This is a genomic window from Variovorax sp. HW608 (assembly GCF_900090195.1).
Classification (GTDB): Bacteria; Pseudomonadota; Gammaproteobacteria; order Burkholderiales; family Burkholderiaceae_C; genus Variovorax.
Window position 1 is genome coordinate 5874203 of the sequence record NZ_LT607803.1, and the last position, 17178, is coordinate 5891380.

A 17178-nucleotide genomic window follows, 5' to 3' on the forward strand; every position below is an offset into this window, starting at 1 on the left:
CTTACTTGCAGTCCGAATCGATCAGGGTCTGAAGGCGCTTCTGCTCGGCGGCACGTGTGTCGTCGTCCATGATCTCGCGCTCGCCCTGGGCGTTGACGCGCGCCAGGCGGATCCCGCTGTCCATCGTGGCCTTGCCTTCGCGGGCGCGCTTGCAGTTGTCCGCCTTGGCCTGGGCGGCCTTCTGCGCTTCGGCGGCCTGCTTGGCCTTTTCGGCTTCCTCGGCCTTGCGGGCCTTTTCCTCGAGTTCCTTGTCGACGCCGGACGGCTTGGCCGCGGCTGTCGTGGGGGCGGGCGAAGCCGGCGCGTCCTTTGCGGCGCCCTCGGGCGCCGGCGTGCTGAAGTTCAGGCGCTTGGCCGTGCTGGGCCGGCGCAGGATGTTCTTCTCGGGGATATCGATCGGAGGCGGCTGATCGCTGAAGACCTTCTTGTTGTCCTTGTCGATCCATTGCCACTGCGCCTGCGCGCCCAGCGGCAGCAGGAACACCGACCCAATGACGAGGAGATGCGCGAGTTTCATGGTCGGCAGTTTAGCCTTGCCTTACGTTTTGCAACCGGAGTTCTGGCATTTTCGCAACGCAGGACGCGCAAAGAGGCTCACTTTTCGGCCCTTGCATGGGAGAAGCCGCAATCCCCCACGCTGCCGGGTGGCCGCGGGCCATCGTTACAATCCGTCTTTTGGAGCTTCACCCATGCGCCTTCTCGGCAAAGCGCTCACCTTCGACGACGTGTTGCTGGTGCCAGCGTATTCCCAGGTCCTCCCGAAGGACACCTCCCTCGCCACCCGCCTCTCCCGAAACATCACCCTGAACCTGCCCCTGGTCTCGGCCGCCATGGACACCGTGACCGAGGCCCGCCTCGCGATCGCGATGGCGCAGGAAGGTGGCATCGGCATCATCCACAAGAACTTCACGCCGGCCGAGCAGGCTGCACAGGTGGCCAAGGTCAAGCGCTACGAGTCCGGCGTGCTGCGCGACCCGGTCGTCATCACGCCGGCCCACAGCGTGCGGCAGGTGATCGCGCTGTCGGAACAACTCGGCATCTCGGGCTTCCCGGTGTGCGACGCCGGCAAGGTGGTCGGCATCGTGACCGGCCGCGACCTCCGGTTCGAAAGCCGCTACGACGCGCCGGTGAGCGAGATCATGACGCCGCGCGACCGGCTCATCACCGTGCCGGACGGCACCACGCTGGCCGACGCGAAGGCATTGCTCAACAAGCACAAGCTCGAGCGGCTCCTGGTCATCAACGACGCCTGGGAGCTCAAGGGCCTGATCACCGTCAAGGACATCACCAAGCAGACCAGCTTCCCGAACGCGGCGCGCGACGCCAGCGGCCGCCTGCGCGTGGGCGCCGCGGTCGGCGTCGGCGAGGGCACCGAGGAGCGCGTCGAGGCGCTGGTCAAGGCCGGTGTCGATGCGCTCGTGGTCGACACGGCGCACGGCCACAGTGCCGGCGTGATCGAGCGCGTGCGCTGGGTCAAGAAGAACTATCCGAAGGTCGACGTGATCGGCGGCAACATCGCCACCGGCGATGCGGCGCGTGCGCTGGCCGACGCCGGCGCCGACGCGGTGAAGGTCGGGATCGGCCCCGGCTCCATCTGCACCACGCGCATCGTGGCCGGCGTGGGCGTGCCGCAGATCATGGCGATCGACAACGTCGCGACCGCGCTGCAGGGCACCGACGTGCCGCTGATCGCCGATGGCGGCATCCGCTATTCGGGCGACATCGCCAAGGCCATCGCGGCCGGCGCGAGCACGGTCATGATGGGCGGCATGTTCGCCGGCACCGAAGAGGCGCCCGGCGAGATCGTGCTGTTCCAGGGCCGCAGCTACAAGAGCTACCGGGGCATGGGCTCCATCGGCGCGATGCAGCAGGGCAGCGCCGACCGCTACTTCCAGGAATCCAGCACCGGCAACCCGAACGCCGACAAGCTGGTGCCCGAAGGCATCGAAGGCCGCGTGCCCTACAAGGGTTCGATGGTGTCGATCGTCTACCAGATGGCCGGCGGCTTGCGCGCCAGCATGGGCTACTGCGGCTGCCCGACGATCGAGGACATGAAGAACAAGGCCGAGTTCGTCGAGATCACCGCCGCCGGCATCCGCGAGAGCCACGTGCACGACGTGCAGATCACGAAGGAAGCGCCGAACTACCGCGCCGAGTGATCGCTTGAGGGCGCGTTCTGGCCAGACTTTGAATTCTGGCCGGAATTCGTATAATGGCCAGACTTTCCAAATCTGGTCAGACTCATGCAGTACACCGGCATCTACGAGGCGAAGAACAACTTCTCGGCCCTGATCGAGACGGTCGAAAAGGGCGAGGAAGTCCGCATCACCCGTCACGGCAAGGAAGTGGCGCGCATCCTCCCGGTGCGTCGCAAGCCTGTGATCACCGACGAGCAGATCCAGCGCGAGCTGAGCCAGATCGACGCCTTGCACGCGATGATCCGGCCCGGCCCGTCGGTGCGTGAACTCCGCGACGAAGGCCGCCAGGGATGACCGCCTTCGTCCTCGACGCTTCGGTGACGGCCGCCTGGCTGCTGCCCGACGAAGCGAACGAACATACCCGCCGCCTCTACGCCCTGATGCGGCGCGACGAGGTCGAGCCGCAGGCGCCGAACCTCTGGCAGTGGGAATGCGCCAACATCATCGCCAACGGCGTGCGGCGCGGCCGGATTCCGCAAGCCGCCGTCGAGGGCCTGTGGTCGGTGCTGGAGGCGGTGCGGCATCGTGTCGAGCTCCACGAAATGGCGCCGCCGCAGCACAAGGCATCGCTCGCCATCGCGATGGACAGCGGGCTTTCCTCCTATGACGCGGGCTACCTTTGGCTCGCTCGGTCGCTCAATCTTCCCCTGGCCACTTTCGACAGGAAGCTGGCCGACGCCGCGACCCAGTCCGGCATCCGCCTTCTCGATCTCTCCACGCTCTGACCCATGCAACACGACAAGATCCTCATCCTCGACTTCGGCTCGCAGGTCACGCAACTGATCGCGCGCCGCGTGCGCGAGGCGCACGTACTCAGCGAAGTCCATCCCTGCGACGTCACCGACGACTGGATTCGCGACTATGCGAAGGACGGCCATCTCAAGGGCGTCATCCTGTCGGGCAGCCACGCCAGCGTCTACGAGGAAAGCACCGACAAGGCGCCGCAGGCGGTGTTCGATCTCGGCGTGCCGGTGCTGGGCATCTGCTATGGCATGCAGACCATGGCGCACCAGCTCGGCGGCAAGGTCGAGAGCGGCCACAAGCGCGAATTCGGCTTTGCAGCCGTGCGTGCGCGCGGCCACACCGAGCTGTTGCGCGACATCGCCGACTTCACGACCGACGAAGGCCACGGCATGCTCAACGTCTGGATGAGCCACGGCGACAAGGTCACCGAACTGCCGCCGGGCTTCAAGCTGATGGCGTCGACCGAGAGCTGCCCGATCGCCGGCATGGCCGATGAGGCCCGGCGCTTCTACGCGGTGCAGTTCCATCCGGAAGTCACGCACACGCAGCAGGGCAAGGCGATCCTCGAGCGCTTCGTGCTCGGCATCTGCAGTGCGAAGCCCGACTGGATCATGCGCGACCACATCGCCGAGGCCGTCGAGGCGATCCGCCAGCAGGTGGGCGACGAGGAAGTCATCCTGGGCCTGTCGGGCGGCGTCGATTCGTCGGTCGCTGCGGCGCTGATCCACCGCGCGATCGGCGACCAGCTCACCTGCGTGTTCGTCGACCACGGGCTGCTCAGGCTCAACGAGGGCGACATGGTGATGGACATGTTCGTCGGCCAGTTGCATGCGAAGGCGATCCGCGTCGACGCGAGCGAGCTGTTCCTCGGCAAGCTGGCCGGCGTGAGCGATCCCGAAGCCAAGCGCAAGATCATCGGCAGCGAGTTCGTCACCGTCTTCAAGCAGGAAGCGGCCAAGCTCACGAGCCAGGGCGCGAAGGGTGCGAAGTGGCTGGCGCAGGGCACGATCTATCCGGACGTGATCGAGTCCGGTGGCGCCAAGAGCAAGAAGGCGGTCACGATCAAGAGCCACCACAACGTCGGCGGCCTGCCCGAGCAGCTGGGCCTCAAGCTGCTGGAGCCGTTGCGCGACCTGTTCAAGGACGAGGTGCGCGAACTCGGCGTTGCGCTCGGCTTGCCGCCCGAGATGGTCTATCGCCATCCGTTCCCCGGCCCGGGCCTGGGCGTGCGGATCCTCGGCGAGGTCAAGAAGGAATACGCCGATCTGCTGCGCCGCGCCGACGCGATCTTCATCGAGGAACTGCGCAACTGCGTCGACAAGGAGAGCGGCAAGAGCTGGTACGACCTCACGAGCCAGGCCTTCACCGTCTTCCTGCCGGTCAAGAGCGTAGGCGTGATGGGCGACGGCCGCACCTACGACTACGTCGTTGCGCTGCGCGCGGTGCAGACCAGCGACTTCATGACGGCGGACTGGGCCGAGCTGCCGTACGCGCTGCTGAAGAAGGTCTCGGGCCGCATCATCAACGAGGTGCGCGGCATCAACCGCGTGACCTACGACGTGAGCAGCAAGCCGCCGGCGACGATCGAGTGGGAGTGAGATCGGGAAAGCTGGTTCAATCCTGCTTCGGACAGACCGCCGGCCGGTGAGCGGCGAGTGGTTTATCCCTGTTGCAAAAAGATCACTCTGGGTGATCGTTTCTTCGCTTGATTAAACCCCGATCTGGCCTGGCTGCCAGTGCATGACTTTGCCGAGGATGCGGCGCTGATCGCGGAGGCGCTCGCGCGACTGGGCGATGCGCTGCGCGCCCGCCCTCTGCAACTGCAGGTGCAGTTGTCGGCAGGCGAGGGGGCGAGGGCGGCCACGCGGCTGGTGACCAGCCGTGGCCGCGCCCGCGTGCAGATCGAGACGACCCCGGTCATGCGCGGCACGGTGCATCCGGTGCGCAGCATGGTTGTCCGTTCGAGGGTGGAGGAGGCGTTCGGTTTTGCCTCGATGCAGGTGCTGGACTTCGCCGACCTCTATGCCGGCAAGCTGGCCGCGGCGCTATCGCGGCAGCATCCGCGCGACCTCTTCGATATCGGCCTCTTGCTGGAGGACGAGCGAGCGGATCAGTTGCTCTGGCGGACTTTTCTGGTGTACCTGACCTGCAGCCCAAAGCCCGCCTGGGAGATGCTGGCGCCTCGCGTGCCCGCGGACTTTGCCGCGACCTTCGATGCACACTTCAAAGGCATGACGACCGAACCCATCAGCACGGAAGCCCTGCTGGAAAGCCGTGAACGCCTGCTGGCGCGCGTGGCGACCTGGCTGGACGGGCCGTCGTGTGCCTTTCTCCGGTCCGTGGAGGGCGAGCAGCCGGACTTCGGTTTGATCGGGCTTCCTCATGCGGCCGAGTTGCCGGCCGTACGGCGCAAGCTGCACAACCTGGCGCAGCGCGCTGCTGCCAAGCGCATCGCGGATCGCAGCCAGTTGGAGGAGGCACTGGCGCGGATCGTTGGTTCGTGATGATGGAGGACGGTGATCGAGTGGGCGCTCAGCACTCCACCACATTGACCGCCAGCCCGCCGAGCGAAGTCTCCTTGTACTTCGACTTCATGTCCTCGCCGGTCTGCATCATCGTGCGGATCACCGCGTCGAGCGAGACGTAGTGGCTGCCGTCCCCGCGCAGCGCCATGCGGGCGGCATTGATGGCCTTGACGGCGCCCATGGCGTTGCGCTCGATGCAGGGGATCTGCACCAGTCCGCCGACCGGATCGCAGGTCAGGCCGAGGTTGTGTTCCATGCCGATCTCGGCCGCGTTCTCGACCTGCGCGGGCGTGCCGCCGAGCGCTGCGGCCAAGGCACCCGCGGCCATCGAGCAGGCGACGCCGACTTCGCCCTGGCAGCCGACCTCGGCGCCCGAGATCGAGGCATTGGCCTTGTAGAGCATCCCGATCGCCGCCGCAGTGAGCAGGAAGTCGACGATGCCCTCATCGGATGCGCCGCGGCAGAACTTTGCGTAGTAGTGCAGCACCGCAGGCACGACGCCCGCGGCGCCGTTGGTTGGCGCCGTGACGACGCGGCCGCCTGCGGCGTTCTCCTCGTTGGCGGCCATCGCGAAGGCGTTGACCCAGTCCATCGCGGCCAACGGGTCGGAGCCTTGCGCGCCGCCGTCGCGCGCAAGCAGTTCGCGATGGAGCTGCGGCGCACGGCGGCGAATGTGCAAGCTGCCGGGGAGATGCTCACTCGCAGATGGATTGTCGATGCCGAGACCTCGCTGCACGCATTGCTGCATCACCTGCCAGATGCGCAGCACGCCGGCGCGTACCTCGGCCGGTGCACGCCAGGTGCTTTCGTTGGCAAGCATCAACTGCGCGACTGAAAGCCCGTGAGCGCGCGCCTGCGCCATCAGTTCGTCGCCGGTCCGGAATGGATAGGGCCAAGCCGTGGTCCGGACGTCGCCCGCCGCATGGCTCGAAGCGCCGCGTTCAATGACGAAGCCGCCGCCGACCGAGAAGTAGCAGCGATCGGCCAGCAGCGTGCCGTCCGCCGCGTGGGCGGTCAGGCGCATGCCATTGGGGTGCTCGCTCAGTGATTCCTGCCCGGCGAATTCGATGTCGCGCAGCGGCTGGAAGGCGATCGGGTGCCGACCCAGCAGCCGCAGTTCGCCGCAGCGCCGGAGGTCCTGGATGCGCGGCTGCACCGTTCCCGGATCGACCGTGTCCGGGGCCTCGCCGAGCAGGCCGAGGATGACACCCACATCGGTCGCATGACCGTGCCCCGTCGCCCCGAGCGAGCCATAAAGCGTCACATGCACATGGGCCGTGCGCGAAAGCAGTCCATCGTGCTCCAGCGCATCCGCGAACATGCGTGCGCCGCGCATCGGACCGACCGTGTGCGAGCTCGACGGCCCGATGCCGATCTTGAAGATGTCGAAGACGGACAGCATCGACGCACTATGCAACGGGAAGCTGCTGCTTGACCAGTGCCACCCAGTAGGCCGCGCCGAGCGGAAGGATGTTGTCGTTGAAGTCGTAGTACGGGTTGTGCACCGGCGGATCGTTCGGCCCTTCGCCGGCGCCGATGCCGATGTAGGCGCCGGGCCGCTTCTGCAGCATGAAGGCGAAGTCCTCCGAGCCCATCGCGGGCTTGATGTCGGTGTCGACCTGCGCTTCGCCCACGAGGCTCGCGGCAGCGCGCGCGGCGGCGGAGGTTTCTGCCGGCGTGTTGACCACGCCCGGATAGCCGCGCATGTAGTTGAGCGCCACGCTCGCGCCGTGCGTCTGCGCCATGCCGGCGCAGATCTGGTTCATCGCGGCTTCGAGCTTGTCCTGGATCCTGGCATCGAGCGTGCGCGCGGTGCCGCGCAGCAGCACGGATTCGGGCACCACGTTCCAGGTGTCACCGCCGTGGATCTGCGTCACGCTGACCACCGCCGAGTCGGTCGCGCCGATGCGGCGGCTCACGATCGTCTGCAGCGCGTTGATGAGCTGCGCCGAGATCATCACGGGGTCGATGCCGGTTTCGGGCATCGCGCCATGGCAGCCCTTGCCGGTGATCACGATCTCGAAGGTGTCGAGGTACGCCGTCATGGTGCCGGTGCGGATGCCGAAGCGGCCGCGCGGCATGCCGGGGAAGTTGTGCATGCCGTACACCGCGTCGGCCGGAAACTGGTCGAACAGGCCGTCCTCGACCATCCTGCGGCCGCCGCCTTCGTTTTCTTCCGCCGGCTGGAAGACGAAGTGCACCGTGCCGCGGAACGGCTTGTGCCGCGCGAGATGGTGCGCCGCGCCGAGCAGCATCGCGGTGTGGCCGTCGTGCCCGCAGCCGTGCATCTTGCCGACGCAGATGGACTTGTGCGCGCGGTCGCCCAGCTCGGTCATGTTGAGCGCATCGAGATCGGCGCGCAGCGCGATGCTCGGACCGTCGCCGTTGCGCAGGGTGCCGACCACGCCGGTGCCGGCCAGTCCGCGATTGACCGGGATGTCCATCAGCATCAGCGCGTTGGCGACGAGGTTGGCGGTGCGGTGTTCCTCGAAGGCGGTCTCGGGGTTGGCGTGGATGTCGCGGCGCCACGCCAGCATCCGGGCGCGGGTGTCTTCGGCGATTTCGGGTTCGCGGTACATGGGCAGTCCGTTCGGTCGGTGGGGGAGGGGTCAGTGGAAGAACTCGGCGATCAGCGTGGCGCCGAGGAAGGTGCCGGCTGTGGCGGTCAGCGACACCACCACGATGCGCCAGCCCAGTTGGCGGAAGATCGGCAGGTCCTTGGCGACCGAGAAGCCTGCCAGCGCCAGCACCGGGGTCGTGAATGCGAGGAAATTCAGCTTGGCCGTCGTCGCGATCAGCGCGTCCGAGAAGGGCAGCAAGCCGGGAATGCCGACGACAGTCGCCACCAGCGACAGCACCAGCACCATCGGCATCTTCGGGATCAAGCGCTTGGCGGTGTCGACCAGCAGCACGATGGCGATGATCGCGAGCATGCCGACGAGCGATTGCCACAGCGGCACCTTGTACGAGAGCAGGTTGCCGATCATCACGCCGCCGGTGATGACGCTCCAGGCAACCAGCTTGTCGAAGAACGAGAGCTCCGGCGCGCTCACACCGGCACCGGCCAGTGCCGCGGTCTCGGCCGGCTGGCGCTTCGAGAAGCGGCCGAGCACCGGCTCCAGCTTGCCGTAGAGCCACGAGCAGAGCGGCAGCGACAGGAACAGCGTGAAGTAGAAGCCGACCACCGTGGTCGGCAGGTTGGACGCGGCAGCGATCGCCGTGAGCTGCGGCAGCATCTGCGCCGGCTGCTGCGCGCCGATGGCGCCGATGGCCGCGGCCATCAGGCTGCCGGAGCCGACGCCGGCGCCCATCGCGAGCGAGCGCGGGTCGAAGATGTGCATGCTGGTGATGAAGCCGGCGAGCACCGCGATGAACAGCGCGCCCAGCACCGTGCCCGTGATGTACTCGGCCAGCACGCCGCGGCCTTCGGGCGAGGCCATGCCGTACTTCTCGCCGATGATCACGAGGTTGCCTTCGCGGCCCACCGAGAAGGTTGCGCCCACGGCCTCGCGCTTGATGCCGAGCAGCAGGGCGAGCGGCAAGCCCAGCGCCAGCGTGCCGAACGCATGGCCGAATTCCTGGAACACCAGCGCCCAGCCGGCCTGGCGGACCTGCGGCAGCGCGGCGCCCACCGTGAGGCCGAGCTTGACCATGAACAGAAGAAGACCGGCATTGAGCAGCCCACCCGCGTAGGCCTGCAGGCCTGTCGGCACCCGCGCCACCGAAGGCACGCGCCGAGCGGCGATGCCCCAGGCGGCGGCGATGAGCAGTGCCCACAGCATCGGCAACAGCACCACCTTGCCGGGCCCGAGCTTGAACTGCGTGGACCCGATCAGCTCGGCGATCGCCACGACGATCAGCGAAACGACAACGAGCTTGAATTTGCCCGTGCTGGACTCATCCAGCGATTCGGGCGCGAGCGTGGCGGAAACGGCGGAAGTCATGGGGGAGCGGACCTTCTGTGAGACACCCGGTGCGGGCGGGCCAAGTCTGAAAGAAAGGCCTTCGTGCATCAATGACAGAATCTCAGGATCTTTGTTGCAATAAATGCAACGCTTGGAGACACGCGCCATGGACGACAAGCTGGAAACCCGCCGCCTTCGCTACTTCATGCAGGTGCTGGAAAGCGCCTCCGTGCGCGGCGCGGCGGAGGTGCTCGGCATGGACCCGTCGGCGGTCAGCCGGGCGGTCGCGCTGCTGGAGACGGAATGCGGCACGCGCCTTTTCGAGCGGCGCGGCCGGGGCGTGGCGCCCACCGATGCGGGCGATCTGCTCGCCAGCTACCTGCGCCGCCAGCAGAGCCAGAAGCAGCATCTGCTGGCCCAGTTCGACAGCATCCGCAAGATCGAGCGCGGCCACATCGACATCGTGGCCGGCGAAGGCTTCGTCGACTGGCTGATGCGCAACAGCCTGCGCACCTTCATGCAGTCTCATCCCAGGATCACGATCGCGCTGGATGTGGGCAGCAGCGACGAGATCGTCAAGCGCATCGTCGATGAGCGCGCACACATCGGCATGCTGTTCCAGCCGCCCAAGGACGAGCGGCTGCGCTCGCACCATTCGCATCCACAGCCGATCCAGACGCTGGTGCTGGCCACGCATCCGCTCACGCGGCTCGGCCGGCCGCTCAAGCTGGCGGACCTGCAGGCCTACCCCGGCGCGACGCTGCATCGCAGTTTCGGCGTGCGCCAGCACATCGAGGCGGCCGAGATCAGCGAGGGCGTGCGCCTGAACGCGCTGCTCACCACCAGTTCGTTCAGCGCGCTGGGGCACTTCGTGGCGGCGGGGCTGGGCTACGCGCTGTCGACGCGCCTGTCGTTGCCGGCGCATCTGGACACGTCCGACATCAGCGCGCTGCCGATGAAGAACCCGCTGCTGCACCAGGGACGCACGCACGTGATTTCACGGCACGGGCGGGTGCTGTCGCCGGCGGCGATGGAACTGTTGCGGCAGATCGTCAGCGATACGGGGGCTGGAGGGGATTCCTTTACGCGCGGGCCGAAGCAGCCCGAGGCGGGACGGCGCTGAAAGGGGGTGCCTGTTGCTCAGCCATCCGGCATCGGCTCGCGATCCTTTCCACCCCGTATCAGCATCAACCTGATCAGCAGGCAGATGGTCGCGATCGCCGCAACCGCAGCGCCAAGCAGGAACGACATGCTGTAGCCGCCGAGCAGCTCCGCGGCGGCCGGCATCCTTCCAGGGCCCGCGAGATGAGAGGCATAGAAGCTCGCGGTGGAGATCATTGCCGACAGTCCGATGACGGCGCCGAACTGCTGGACGGTGTTGAGCAAGCCCGAAGTCAGTCCCTCGTCGCCGGGCTCGGCACTTTGAGCACCAAGCAGGTTGGTCGTGATCGCGATCATCGGCAGGCCTGCGCCAACGAGCAAGGTCGGTCCGAGAATGTCGCGCCAGAAGACGCTTTGCATGTCCGCGAGCGAAAGCCAGGCCATGCCCAGGGCAACCAGCACGAATCCTGCCATCAGGGCCTCGTGGGGCCCGTATCGCAGCCAGCGCCCCGCGTTCGTTGCGACCAGGATCACGATGCCGCAGAGGGGAAGGAAGGCCGAGCCGGATGCGAGCGGGCTGAATTCCAGGACGGACTGAAGATAGAGATTCGCGACGAAGAACATCGGAAAGATCACGAACTGCCCGGCGCCGGAATAGAGAAGCGCCTCCGTCAAGCGACGGTTCTTCCAGCTTGATGGCGGGATCAAGGCATGGGCGATCCTGAATTGCCTCAGCAGGAATCCACCCAGGAGCACGAGCCCGACCGTCATGGAGAGCCAGACCGTCCGGTCACTGATGCCGGCTTCGCCTAGGAGTGTGGGCGGCAGAAGGGTAGTCCCTGAGAACCATCGAGGCGCGAGGGACGTTGAGCGAAGATGAGCTACCGCCCCTACGAACCCGAGCAAGAGATGTTGCTGCCGGCATCGCTGCAGGACTGGCTGCCCAAGGGGCATCTGGCGTACTTCATCGGCGACACGGTCGATGCCTTGGACCTGAAGGCGTTTTACGCGCGCTACGACGGTGGCGGCTCGCGCAACCAGCCGTTTCACCCGGCGATGATGGTCAAGGTTCTGATCTACGGCTACGCCACTGGCGTGTTCAGCTCGCGCAAGATGGAGCGGCGCCTGCATGAGGATCTGGCCTTTCGGATGCTGGGCGCAGGCAATTTCCCCAAGCACCGCACGATCCGCGACTTCCGCGCGCTGCACCTCAAGGAGCTGAGCGATCTGTTCGTGCAGGTGGTCAAGCTGGCCCAGGAGATGGGGCTGGTCAAGCTGGGCACGGTGGCCATCGACGGCACCAAGATCAAGGCCAATGCCAGCCGCCACAAGGCGATGAGCTACGAGCGCATGCAGCAGGCCGAAATCGAACTCAAGGCGCAGATCAATGCGCTGCTGGAGCGGGCAAAGACGGCCGATGCGGCCGAAGCCGACGAGCCTGAAGTTGACATCCCGGCAGAGATAGAGCGGCGCGAGGACCGTCTGAAGGCCATCACCGAGGCGCGCCAGCGACTGGAGCAGCGACAGCGTGAAGCCGACATCGCGCGCGGGCGCAGCGACGACGACGACCGACGCCCGCGCGACGATGGCGGCAACCCCAAGGGCGGGCGCTACAAGCGCGAGTTCGGCGTGCCCGAGCCCAAGGCACAAGACAACTTCACTGACCCCGACAGCCGCATCATGAAGCGCGCCGGCGGCGGCTTCGACGCCAGCTACAACGCCCAGACGGCGGTGGACGGCGCAGCGCACATCATCGTGGCGGCCGAGTTGGGCAACAACGCCGCCGACGTGGGCCAACTCGTGCCGATGCTCAAGGCGGTGAAGGACAACACCGGCATGGTGCCCGAGCAGGCGCTGGCGGACGCGGGCTATCGCAGCGAGAGCAACTTCGAAGCCCTCGCCGACTCGCCAACCGATCTGGTCGTGGCCATGGGGCGGGAAGGCAAGCGCTGCGCCGAAATCGATGCAGCGGCGATGCCGCGCACGGCAGCGATGGCCGCCAAGCTACAGACCGAGGAAGGCCAGGCGGCGTACCGCAAGCGCAAGTGGATCGCTGAGCCACCCAACGGCTGGATCAAGAGCGTGCTGGGGTTGCGCCAGTTCAGCCTGCGCGGCCTGCAGCGAGTGCAAGCCGAGTTCAAACTCGTGTGCCTGGCGCTGAATCTGCGGCGCATGGCCACCCTGAGCACGGCATAAGGGTAGCGAGATGCGCAGAACTGATCCGAACAGGTTGCGCCAGCGGGCGCGCACTGCACACATGAGGTCCATCGACGCGGCGTCGGCGCGCTTCGTCAAAAAATCGGACTCGCCAAGGTCGCTCTCGGTCGCGATCATCAGGGCGGCGGACTTCTGCCGCCCACACTCCTAGGCGAACGATGCCCAATGCGAGCAGCGTCTGGCCTCCGATCAGCACCAAGCCGCCCAGCCCGTCGACCTGTCCGCGACTTGCGCTGCGGTCGAACTTCGAGAACACCGCGAACGAGTACAACCAGAGGGCCGCGGGGATCAACACGCTGATCCAGAAGTTCGAGCGCCAGCCGAACCAGTCGGTGAATCCGCCCCCCAGAAAGGTACCCAGGGCACCGCCGAGTCCGCCCATGGCCGCCAACAATCCCAGGGCCCTGTTGCGCTGCTCGCCCTCGAACGTGGCCAGAATCAGCGCCAGTCCGGCCGCCGCAGAGAGGGCCGATCCGAGTCCCTGGACGGCACGTCCTGCAATCAACAGTTCTGGTGTCCGCGCCAGCGCTGACACCGAGGACCCGATCGCGAGCACCAGCAGGCCGGCCTGAAAGATCCGCGTGCGCCCCAGAAGATCGGCGATTCGTCCCGCGGTGAGAAGGGCGCCTCCGAAGACTGTCAGATATGCATTGGCAATCCACGATTGGCCGGTTTCGGAAAAATGAAGCTCTCCCGCGATGGTCGGGACGATGACGTTGATGATGGAAGCGTCCACGATCAACAGCAGTTGCGTGGTTGCCAGGAGAAGCATCAGTTTTTTGAACATCGGTGTACCGTCGGCAACCATGGGTCATTCCTTCTTCAATGCCTTGTTCGCGAATCGCGCGAGTTCCTCAAGCCGACCCGCTTCCGTCATCTGCCCAAGATAGACATGCGGTGCCCCTTGGTAGAACTGCTCGTAGTGCGCGTGGCGAGCTCCAAACTCGGTGGACGTGACATCCCAGACAAGCTTCAACAGACGCGCACGCTCGATGGGATCGGTCTCCCTCGTGACCCAGTAGGACTTCAATGCGTCGCCGATTTCGGGTAGTTCGAAATCCGATAGGGAGACAGGCAGATTGATCAGGCTGCCACCGCAGAACATGCGGAGTTCGTGGATGAATTTCGGATAGACCTCTGCGGCGAATATCCGTTGCGCATAAGTCGCATGACGATTCGGAGTCACGCAGCTGGTTTCTCCAGGGTGCCTTTCGTGGTCCCGCTCGGCTCCCAGAGCGATCGATTTCGCGAGTTGAGCGTATCCGACCAGCCTTCCCAATGACCCTCGCACTTCAGGAACGGACAGCGAGTCATTGGAGCGAACAACGAGGTAGGCCAAGCCGGCAAGGAATTCGAGCTTCTTGTAGAAGCGGATCGACGCCTGATGCGCCATGCAGGCATAGGCCGGCGTGCTCCACCAGATTCCCGATGTGCTTCTTGTGTCTCGGTAGGTCAAAACGCGCTCCCACGGAACGAATGCATCCTTCATGACGAGGATGGCATCGTTCTCGTCGAATGCTGCGGACAGTGGTGCGTCTTCGACGTTGGCAGTCGAATACGATGTGCGCGAAATCAGGCGCACGCCCGGCGTTGCAGGCCGAACGCAGAACGTCAACGCGTAGGCTTTGTCGCTCGGATGAAGGGGTTCTATGCTGCCGACGATGATCTCGTCGGAATAGATGGCCGCTGTGCCGACGCCTTTGACTCCCGATACGAAGATCCCGGCATCGGTCTCCCGAACAGCGCGGACGCCGATGTTCGTTTCGGCCCCGGGTTGTTCGGATAGCGGTTTCGAGCGATCTCTCTTGATGTTCGTCAGCGTGAAGGAAATGAAGAGGTTTCTCTCCCTCATCCTCCGATGCATTGATTGAAGATTTGATCGCGCGTCGAAATGCTCAGAGCGAAAGGCATCGGGCGCAGCGGCGAACCCTGACATGCCTGCAGCAATATAGTCGGGAGTACGGCCCAGGAAACCGAAGCTTGTTTCGCACCATGCTGCATGCAGCAAATGCTTGTCTGCCAGTTCCTCGCTATTCCTGCATGGACGGAATGCCTTGAACTCGGGCTCGGGTGGAACTCCTGCATCGGCAGGCGTGGCATAGAAGATGTCTCTGTGCTGCGCATCAGCTGCTTGATCGTAGAGCGAGGCAAACGCCAGGGCACGCCGAAAGGCTTTTGTGCGCGTCACGGATCCAACCTTTTCCGCACCCAGCCAAACAACCCGGTCATCGGAGATCTCGTCGAGATACTGCCTTCCAGTTCTGATCATTCCTTGATCCATTTGTATGGGGACGTCTTGTTAACGATCGCTTGCGTGACGCTTGTGAGGTTGGCGTACTCCAGCACGATCTCCAGGCGCTCTTCGCAGGGAAACGCAATGTCCAGTGGCGTCTCGTTCCGCTGGCGTCGATCCGCCGCGATGTCGACCACGACTTCCGGTCCACTTCTACGATTGGCCCGTTGGATCGCCTGAACAGTCGGCATTCGATCCTTCTCGAACGCAGCAAGCGCGGTAGACCAGCGGTCGGAGATAGCCAAGTACTGCGCCAAGGCGACTGCGTCCACAATTGACTGCGTGGCCCCGTTGGACCCTATGGGGTACATGCCATGAGCGGCGTCGCCGATGAGGGCAATGTCGGCACCGTTGGACCATGTCGGAAGAGGATCGATATCCACCAAGGGGTACGCGTAGGCATCCTCGCTGGCGCAAATGGCCCGCTCGGGATGTATTCCCTTGAGCGACCAATCCTTGAACTTCCTACTGATCTCGCGGGGCGAAGCGGGGATATTCCAATTGCCGAGCGGATGATGGGATTGCGCGAGGTCAGGGATCGATGCGGCCCAGTTGACGTGGGTCCGTCCCTCACGTTCATTGACAAACATCGGATAGATCACGAACTTGCACGTGCCGTCCCCCGCGATATACATCGTCCTGTTGTCGAGCAACGCGTCGCTCCAGAGCGATCCCCGGTAGACGGTCGTCGGTACCACGCGTAGAGGGGCCAGATCCGGAAACAGCGCCTGTCGCACGGCGGAGCGGATTCCATCTGCACCAACGATCAGATCAGCGCTGAACGCCTTGCCGTCCGCGCACAGGGCCAGCAGTTCGCCCGACCGGCGCCGGATTCCGGTCACGGTCGTGTCTTCTACCCACACCGCCTCGCCGCAACGTTCGACGACGGCCTGAAAGAGCGTGCGGTGAAGATGAGAGCGAGAGATCGACAACTGAGGCGAGGCGAATCCCGCGCTTCGACCCTTCGGCTCGCTCCAGATCAGGAGTCCGTCCCAAGTCGCGTAGTTCAGTCGAGCAAGTTGTACGCTGAGCGGCTCAAGTGCATCGAGCAGTCCGAGTTCGGCCAATTCCTTGCTGGCCAGCGGGAGCACGTTGATCCCCGATCCAGCCTGGCGAAGCGACTTGGATCGTTCGAGGATCGTGAACGACTTGATGCCGCGGACTTGCAGTGCCAGGGCGAGGGTCAGCCCTGCAATACCTCCGCCGACGATGAGAATGCGGCATTTCATGGCTGCGTCCTACGTCAGTGGATCGACGCCCGGTGCTCGCCCAGGACGCTGTGCTCGCTCTGAATCGTCAGGTCGATGATTTCCTTGAGCAAACTGACTGGGGCTCCGCCGCTTCCTTGTTCATACCGCCGGATCTCGGGCGCATAGGCCTTGCGGGCGATCCCCAGATGGCGACCCCGAAAAGCCTTGAGGGTCTTCAAGAGTCTGGCAATGCTGCTGGCGGTGCCAAGAAGGTTGCAGTCTTGAGCCATCTCCGGGTCGGCCATGTACTGTCCAAGCCGCGAAACAAGTGACTGGGCTGCCCCGAACTGCTCGTAGTAGATGCGCCATGGTGGCAGGCAGTAAGGAACGGATTCATCCAAGAATCGCCGGTAGTTTTCGCTGGACCGGTCTGACGCCCAGACGCAGAGGTCCATCAACCAAAGCGGGACCTGTGCGGCCGCCGGGCCGAGGTAGGCCCGCCCGCCGATCTTGACGTCCTCGAAATAGGGCCGCAGTGTTTGGGCGAAGAAGGCTGGGGAAACGTTCTGCACCACGCCGTCAATGGACTCCACCATGCTCGTGGCCATGCTGTGCAGACTGTCGACAAGCGGGGCACAGCGCGCATCCCTTGGACTCATTTCGCGCAGGCTGGCGCTGACGCAGAGCGATGCGCTCAGGCTGGGGAACACCTTCACGATGGAGGCCTGCAGCAATCTTTCCTGAGGATCGCAGGTGTACGCGCGGCGGCGAGGCCCGTCCGGATTCCATGACGTGTAATGGAGCACGGTGTCCCGGGGTACCATTTCGCAGAGTCCGCCGAGTTGCAGCAGCAGGGGCTCGATCTGCGGCACGACTGTTAAAGGTTCGACGCCGTGCCTCTTCAGCGATCCGAGCACCAAGCCGACGTCTCTCATTGCAGCCAGCGCCACAGCCTCATACCAATTTGCGTTCAATAGATTAGATATCATGTCTGTCCACGTACTT

The 17178-nt window shown here is 65.0% G+C and carries 15 protein-coding genes and 1 pseudogene; 7 read left to right on the plus strand and 9 right to left on the minus strand.

What is annotated here, in order from left to right; translation table 11 throughout:
• Position 1: 1 nt before the first annotated feature.
• Positions 2 to 517: a DUF4124 domain-containing protein gene (locus VAR608DRAFT_RS27780; protein ID WP_088957005.1), complete on the minus strand. Its 516-nt coding sequence runs from the start codon at positions 515 to 517 to the stop codon at positions 2 to 4.
• A gap of 172 nt (positions 518 to 689) precedes the next feature.
• Here VAR608DRAFT_RS27780 and guaB point away from each other — a divergent pair, with 172 nt between their 5' ends.
• The 5 genes and pseudogenes from guaB to VAR608DRAFT_RS27805 all read left to right on the plus strand — a co-directional run.
• Entirely contained in the window at positions 690 to 2159 is a 1470-nt protein-coding gene (guaB, locus tag VAR608DRAFT_RS27785; RefSeq protein ID WP_088957006.1) for an IMP dehydrogenase, read from the plus strand.
• A gap of 84 nt (positions 2160 to 2243) precedes the next feature.
• Positions 2244 to 2492 (plus strand): type II toxin-antitoxin system Phd/YefM family antitoxin, encoded by a 249-nt coding sequence (locus VAR608DRAFT_RS27790; RefSeq protein ID WP_088957007.1) that lies wholly within the window; start codon positions 2244 to 2246, stop codon positions 2490 to 2492.
• Entirely contained in the window at positions 2489 to 2923 is a 435-nt protein-coding gene (locus tag VAR608DRAFT_RS27795) for a type II toxin-antitoxin system VapC family toxin (protein ID WP_088957008.1), read from the plus strand. Before VAR608DRAFT_RS27790 ends, VAR608DRAFT_RS27795 begins: the two co-directional genes overlap by 4 nt.
• Positions 2924 to 2926: 3 nt before the next feature.
• Positions 2927 to 4540, plus strand: a complete 1614-nt coding sequence (gene guaA, locus VAR608DRAFT_RS27800) for a glutamine-hydrolyzing GMP synthase (RefSeq protein WP_088957009.1) — start codon at positions 2927 to 2929, stop codon at positions 4538 to 4540.
• A 120-nt stretch (positions 4541 to 4660) separates the two neighbouring features.
• Positions 4661 to 5446 (plus strand): annotated as a pseudogene (locus tag VAR608DRAFT_RS27805) (nucleotidyl transferase AbiEii/AbiGii toxin family protein); the annotation flags it as partial.
• 28 nt (positions 5447 to 5474) lie between these two features.
• Here VAR608DRAFT_RS27805 and VAR608DRAFT_RS27810 read toward each other — a convergent pair.
• Genes VAR608DRAFT_RS27810 through VAR608DRAFT_RS27820 form a run of 3 tightly spaced genes read right to left on the minus strand, consistent with a single transcriptional unit; the run spans position 5475 to position 9411 of the window.
• Positions 5475 to 6869, minus strand: a complete 1395-nt coding sequence (locus VAR608DRAFT_RS27810) for an L-serine ammonia-lyase (protein ID WP_088957011.1) — start codon at positions 6867 to 6869, stop codon at positions 5475 to 5477.
• A gap of 7 nt (positions 6870 to 6876) precedes the next feature.
• Complete coding sequence (locus VAR608DRAFT_RS27815; RefSeq protein ID WP_088957012.1) at positions 6877 to 8046, minus strand: M20 aminoacylase family protein; 1170 nt, start codon at positions 8044 to 8046, stop codon at positions 6877 to 6879.
• 30 nt (positions 8047 to 8076) lie between these two features.
• Positions 8077 to 9411 carry a DUF3100 domain-containing protein gene (locus tag VAR608DRAFT_RS27820; RefSeq protein WP_088957013.1) on the minus strand — a complete coding sequence of 445 codons (1335 nt, stop codon included), beginning with the start codon at positions 9409 to 9411 and terminating at the stop codon, positions 8077 to 8079.
• A 127-nt stretch (positions 9412 to 9538) separates the two neighbouring features.
• Between VAR608DRAFT_RS27820 and VAR608DRAFT_RS27825 the strand changes: the two genes are divergently transcribed.
• On the plus strand, positions 9539 to 10495 hold the full coding sequence (locus VAR608DRAFT_RS27825; protein ID WP_088957014.1) for a LysR family transcriptional regulator: 957 nt from the start codon (positions 9539 to 9541) through the stop codon (positions 10493 to 10495).
• Positions 10496 to 10512: 17 nt separating this feature from the next.
• Here the strand turns inward: VAR608DRAFT_RS27825 and VAR608DRAFT_RS27830 are convergent, their stop codons facing one another.
• Positions 10513 to 11427 (minus strand): MFS transporter, encoded by a 915-nt coding sequence (locus tag VAR608DRAFT_RS27830; RefSeq protein ID WP_331713005.1) that lies wholly within the window; start codon positions 11425 to 11427, stop codon positions 10513 to 10515.
• Between VAR608DRAFT_RS27830 and VAR608DRAFT_RS27835 the strand changes: the two genes are divergently transcribed.
• Positions 11350 to 12669 (plus strand): IS1182 family transposase, encoded by a 1320-nt coding sequence (locus VAR608DRAFT_RS27835; protein ID WP_088957016.1) that lies wholly within the window; start codon positions 11350 to 11352, stop codon positions 12667 to 12669. The two genes, VAR608DRAFT_RS27830 and VAR608DRAFT_RS27835, sit on opposite strands and share 78 nt — an antisense overlap.
• On the opposite strand, the gene VAR608DRAFT_RS27840 is transcribed toward VAR608DRAFT_RS27835, so the two are convergent.
• From VAR608DRAFT_RS27840 to VAR608DRAFT_RS27855, 4 genes are read right to left on the minus strand one after another with little or no spacing between them, the layout of a single operon-like run.
• The gene (locus tag VAR608DRAFT_RS27840) at positions 12611 to 13498 is read right to left on the minus strand and encodes an MFS transporter (protein WP_088957017.1); all 888 of its coding nucleotides are present in this window, start codon (positions 13496 to 13498) and stop codon (positions 12611 to 12613) included. The two genes, VAR608DRAFT_RS27835 and VAR608DRAFT_RS27840, sit on opposite strands and share 59 nt — an antisense overlap.
• 3 nt (positions 13499 to 13501) lie before the next feature.
• On the minus strand, positions 13502 to 14959 hold the full coding sequence (locus VAR608DRAFT_RS27845; RefSeq protein WP_172843905.1) for a 4-hydroxyphenylacetate 3-hydroxylase N-terminal domain-containing protein: 1458 nt from the start codon (positions 14957 to 14959) through the stop codon (positions 13502 to 13504).
• Positions 14956 to 16212 (minus strand): FAD-dependent monooxygenase, encoded by a 1257-nt coding sequence (locus tag VAR608DRAFT_RS27850; protein WP_088957019.1) that lies wholly within the window; start codon positions 16210 to 16212, stop codon positions 14956 to 14958. Before VAR608DRAFT_RS27850 ends, VAR608DRAFT_RS27845 begins: the two co-directional genes overlap by 4 nt.
• A 14-nt stretch (positions 16213 to 16226) precedes the next feature.
• Positions 16227 to 17162, minus strand: coding sequence for a monodechloroaminopyrrolnitrin synthase PrnB family protein (locus VAR608DRAFT_RS27855; protein ID WP_088957020.1), 936 nt, complete (start codon positions 17160 to 17162; stop codon positions 16227 to 16229).
• Positions 17163 to 17178: the final 16 nt, after the last annotated feature.

What these genes read in the sequence shown, in the direction of transcription:
- VAR608DRAFT_RS27780 (WP_088957005.1), bottom strand. Translation starts at nt 517, where the DNA reads ATGAAACTCGCGCATCTCCTCGTCATTGGGTCGGTGTTCCTGCTGCCG.
- guaB (WP_088957006.1), top strand. Translation starts at nt 690, where the DNA reads ATGCGCCTTCTCGGCAAAGCGCTCACCTTCGACGACGTGTTGCTGGTG.
- VAR608DRAFT_RS27790 (WP_088957007.1), top strand. Translation starts at nt 2,244, where the DNA reads ATGCAGTACACCGGCATCTACGAGGCGAAGAACAACTTCTCGGCCCTG.
- VAR608DRAFT_RS27795 (WP_088957008.1), top strand. Translation starts at nt 2,489, where the DNA reads ATGACCGCCTTCGTCCTCGACGCTTCGGTGACGGCCGCCTGGCTGCTG.
- guaA (WP_088957009.1), top strand. Translation starts at nt 2,927, where the DNA reads ATGCAACACGACAAGATCCTCATCCTCGACTTCGGCTCGCAGGTCACG.
- VAR608DRAFT_RS27810 (WP_088957011.1), bottom strand. Translation starts at nt 6,869, where the DNA reads ATGCTGTCCGTCTTCGACATCTTCAAGATCGGCATCGGGCCGTCGAGC.
- VAR608DRAFT_RS27815 (WP_088957012.1), bottom strand. Translation starts at nt 8,046, where the DNA reads ATGTACCGCGAACCCGAAATCGCCGAAGACACCCGCGCCCGGATGCTG.
- VAR608DRAFT_RS27820 (WP_088957013.1), bottom strand. Translation starts at nt 9,411, where the DNA reads ATGACTTCCGCCGTTTCCGCCACGCTCGCGCCCGAATCGCTGGATGAG.
- VAR608DRAFT_RS27825 (WP_088957014.1), top strand. Translation starts at nt 9,539, where the DNA reads ATGGACGACAAGCTGGAAACCCGCCGCCTTCGCTACTTCATGCAGGTG.
- VAR608DRAFT_RS27835 (WP_088957016.1), top strand. Translation starts at nt 11,350, where the DNA reads ATGAGCTACCGCCCCTACGAACCCGAGCAAGAGATGTTGCTGCCGGCA.
- VAR608DRAFT_RS27830 (WP_331713005.1), bottom strand. Translation starts at nt 11,427, where the DNA reads ATGCCCCTTGGGCAGCCAGTCCTGCAGCGATGCCGGCAGCAACATCTC.
- VAR608DRAFT_RS27840 (WP_088957017.1), bottom strand. Translation starts at nt 13,498, where the DNA reads ATGGTTGCCGACGGTACACCGATGTTCAAAAAACTGATGCTTCTCCTG.
- VAR608DRAFT_RS27845 (WP_172843905.1), bottom strand. Translation starts at nt 14,959, where the DNA reads ATGATCAGAACTGGAAGGCAGTATCTCGACGAGATCTCCGATGACCGG.
- VAR608DRAFT_RS27850 (WP_088957019.1), bottom strand. Translation starts at nt 16,212, where the DNA reads ATGAAATGCCGCATTCTCATCGTCGGCGGAGGTATTGCAGGGCTGACC.
- VAR608DRAFT_RS27855 (WP_088957020.1), bottom strand. Translation starts at nt 17,162, where the DNA reads ATGATATCTAATCTATTGAACGCAAATTGGTATGAGGCTGTGGCGCTG.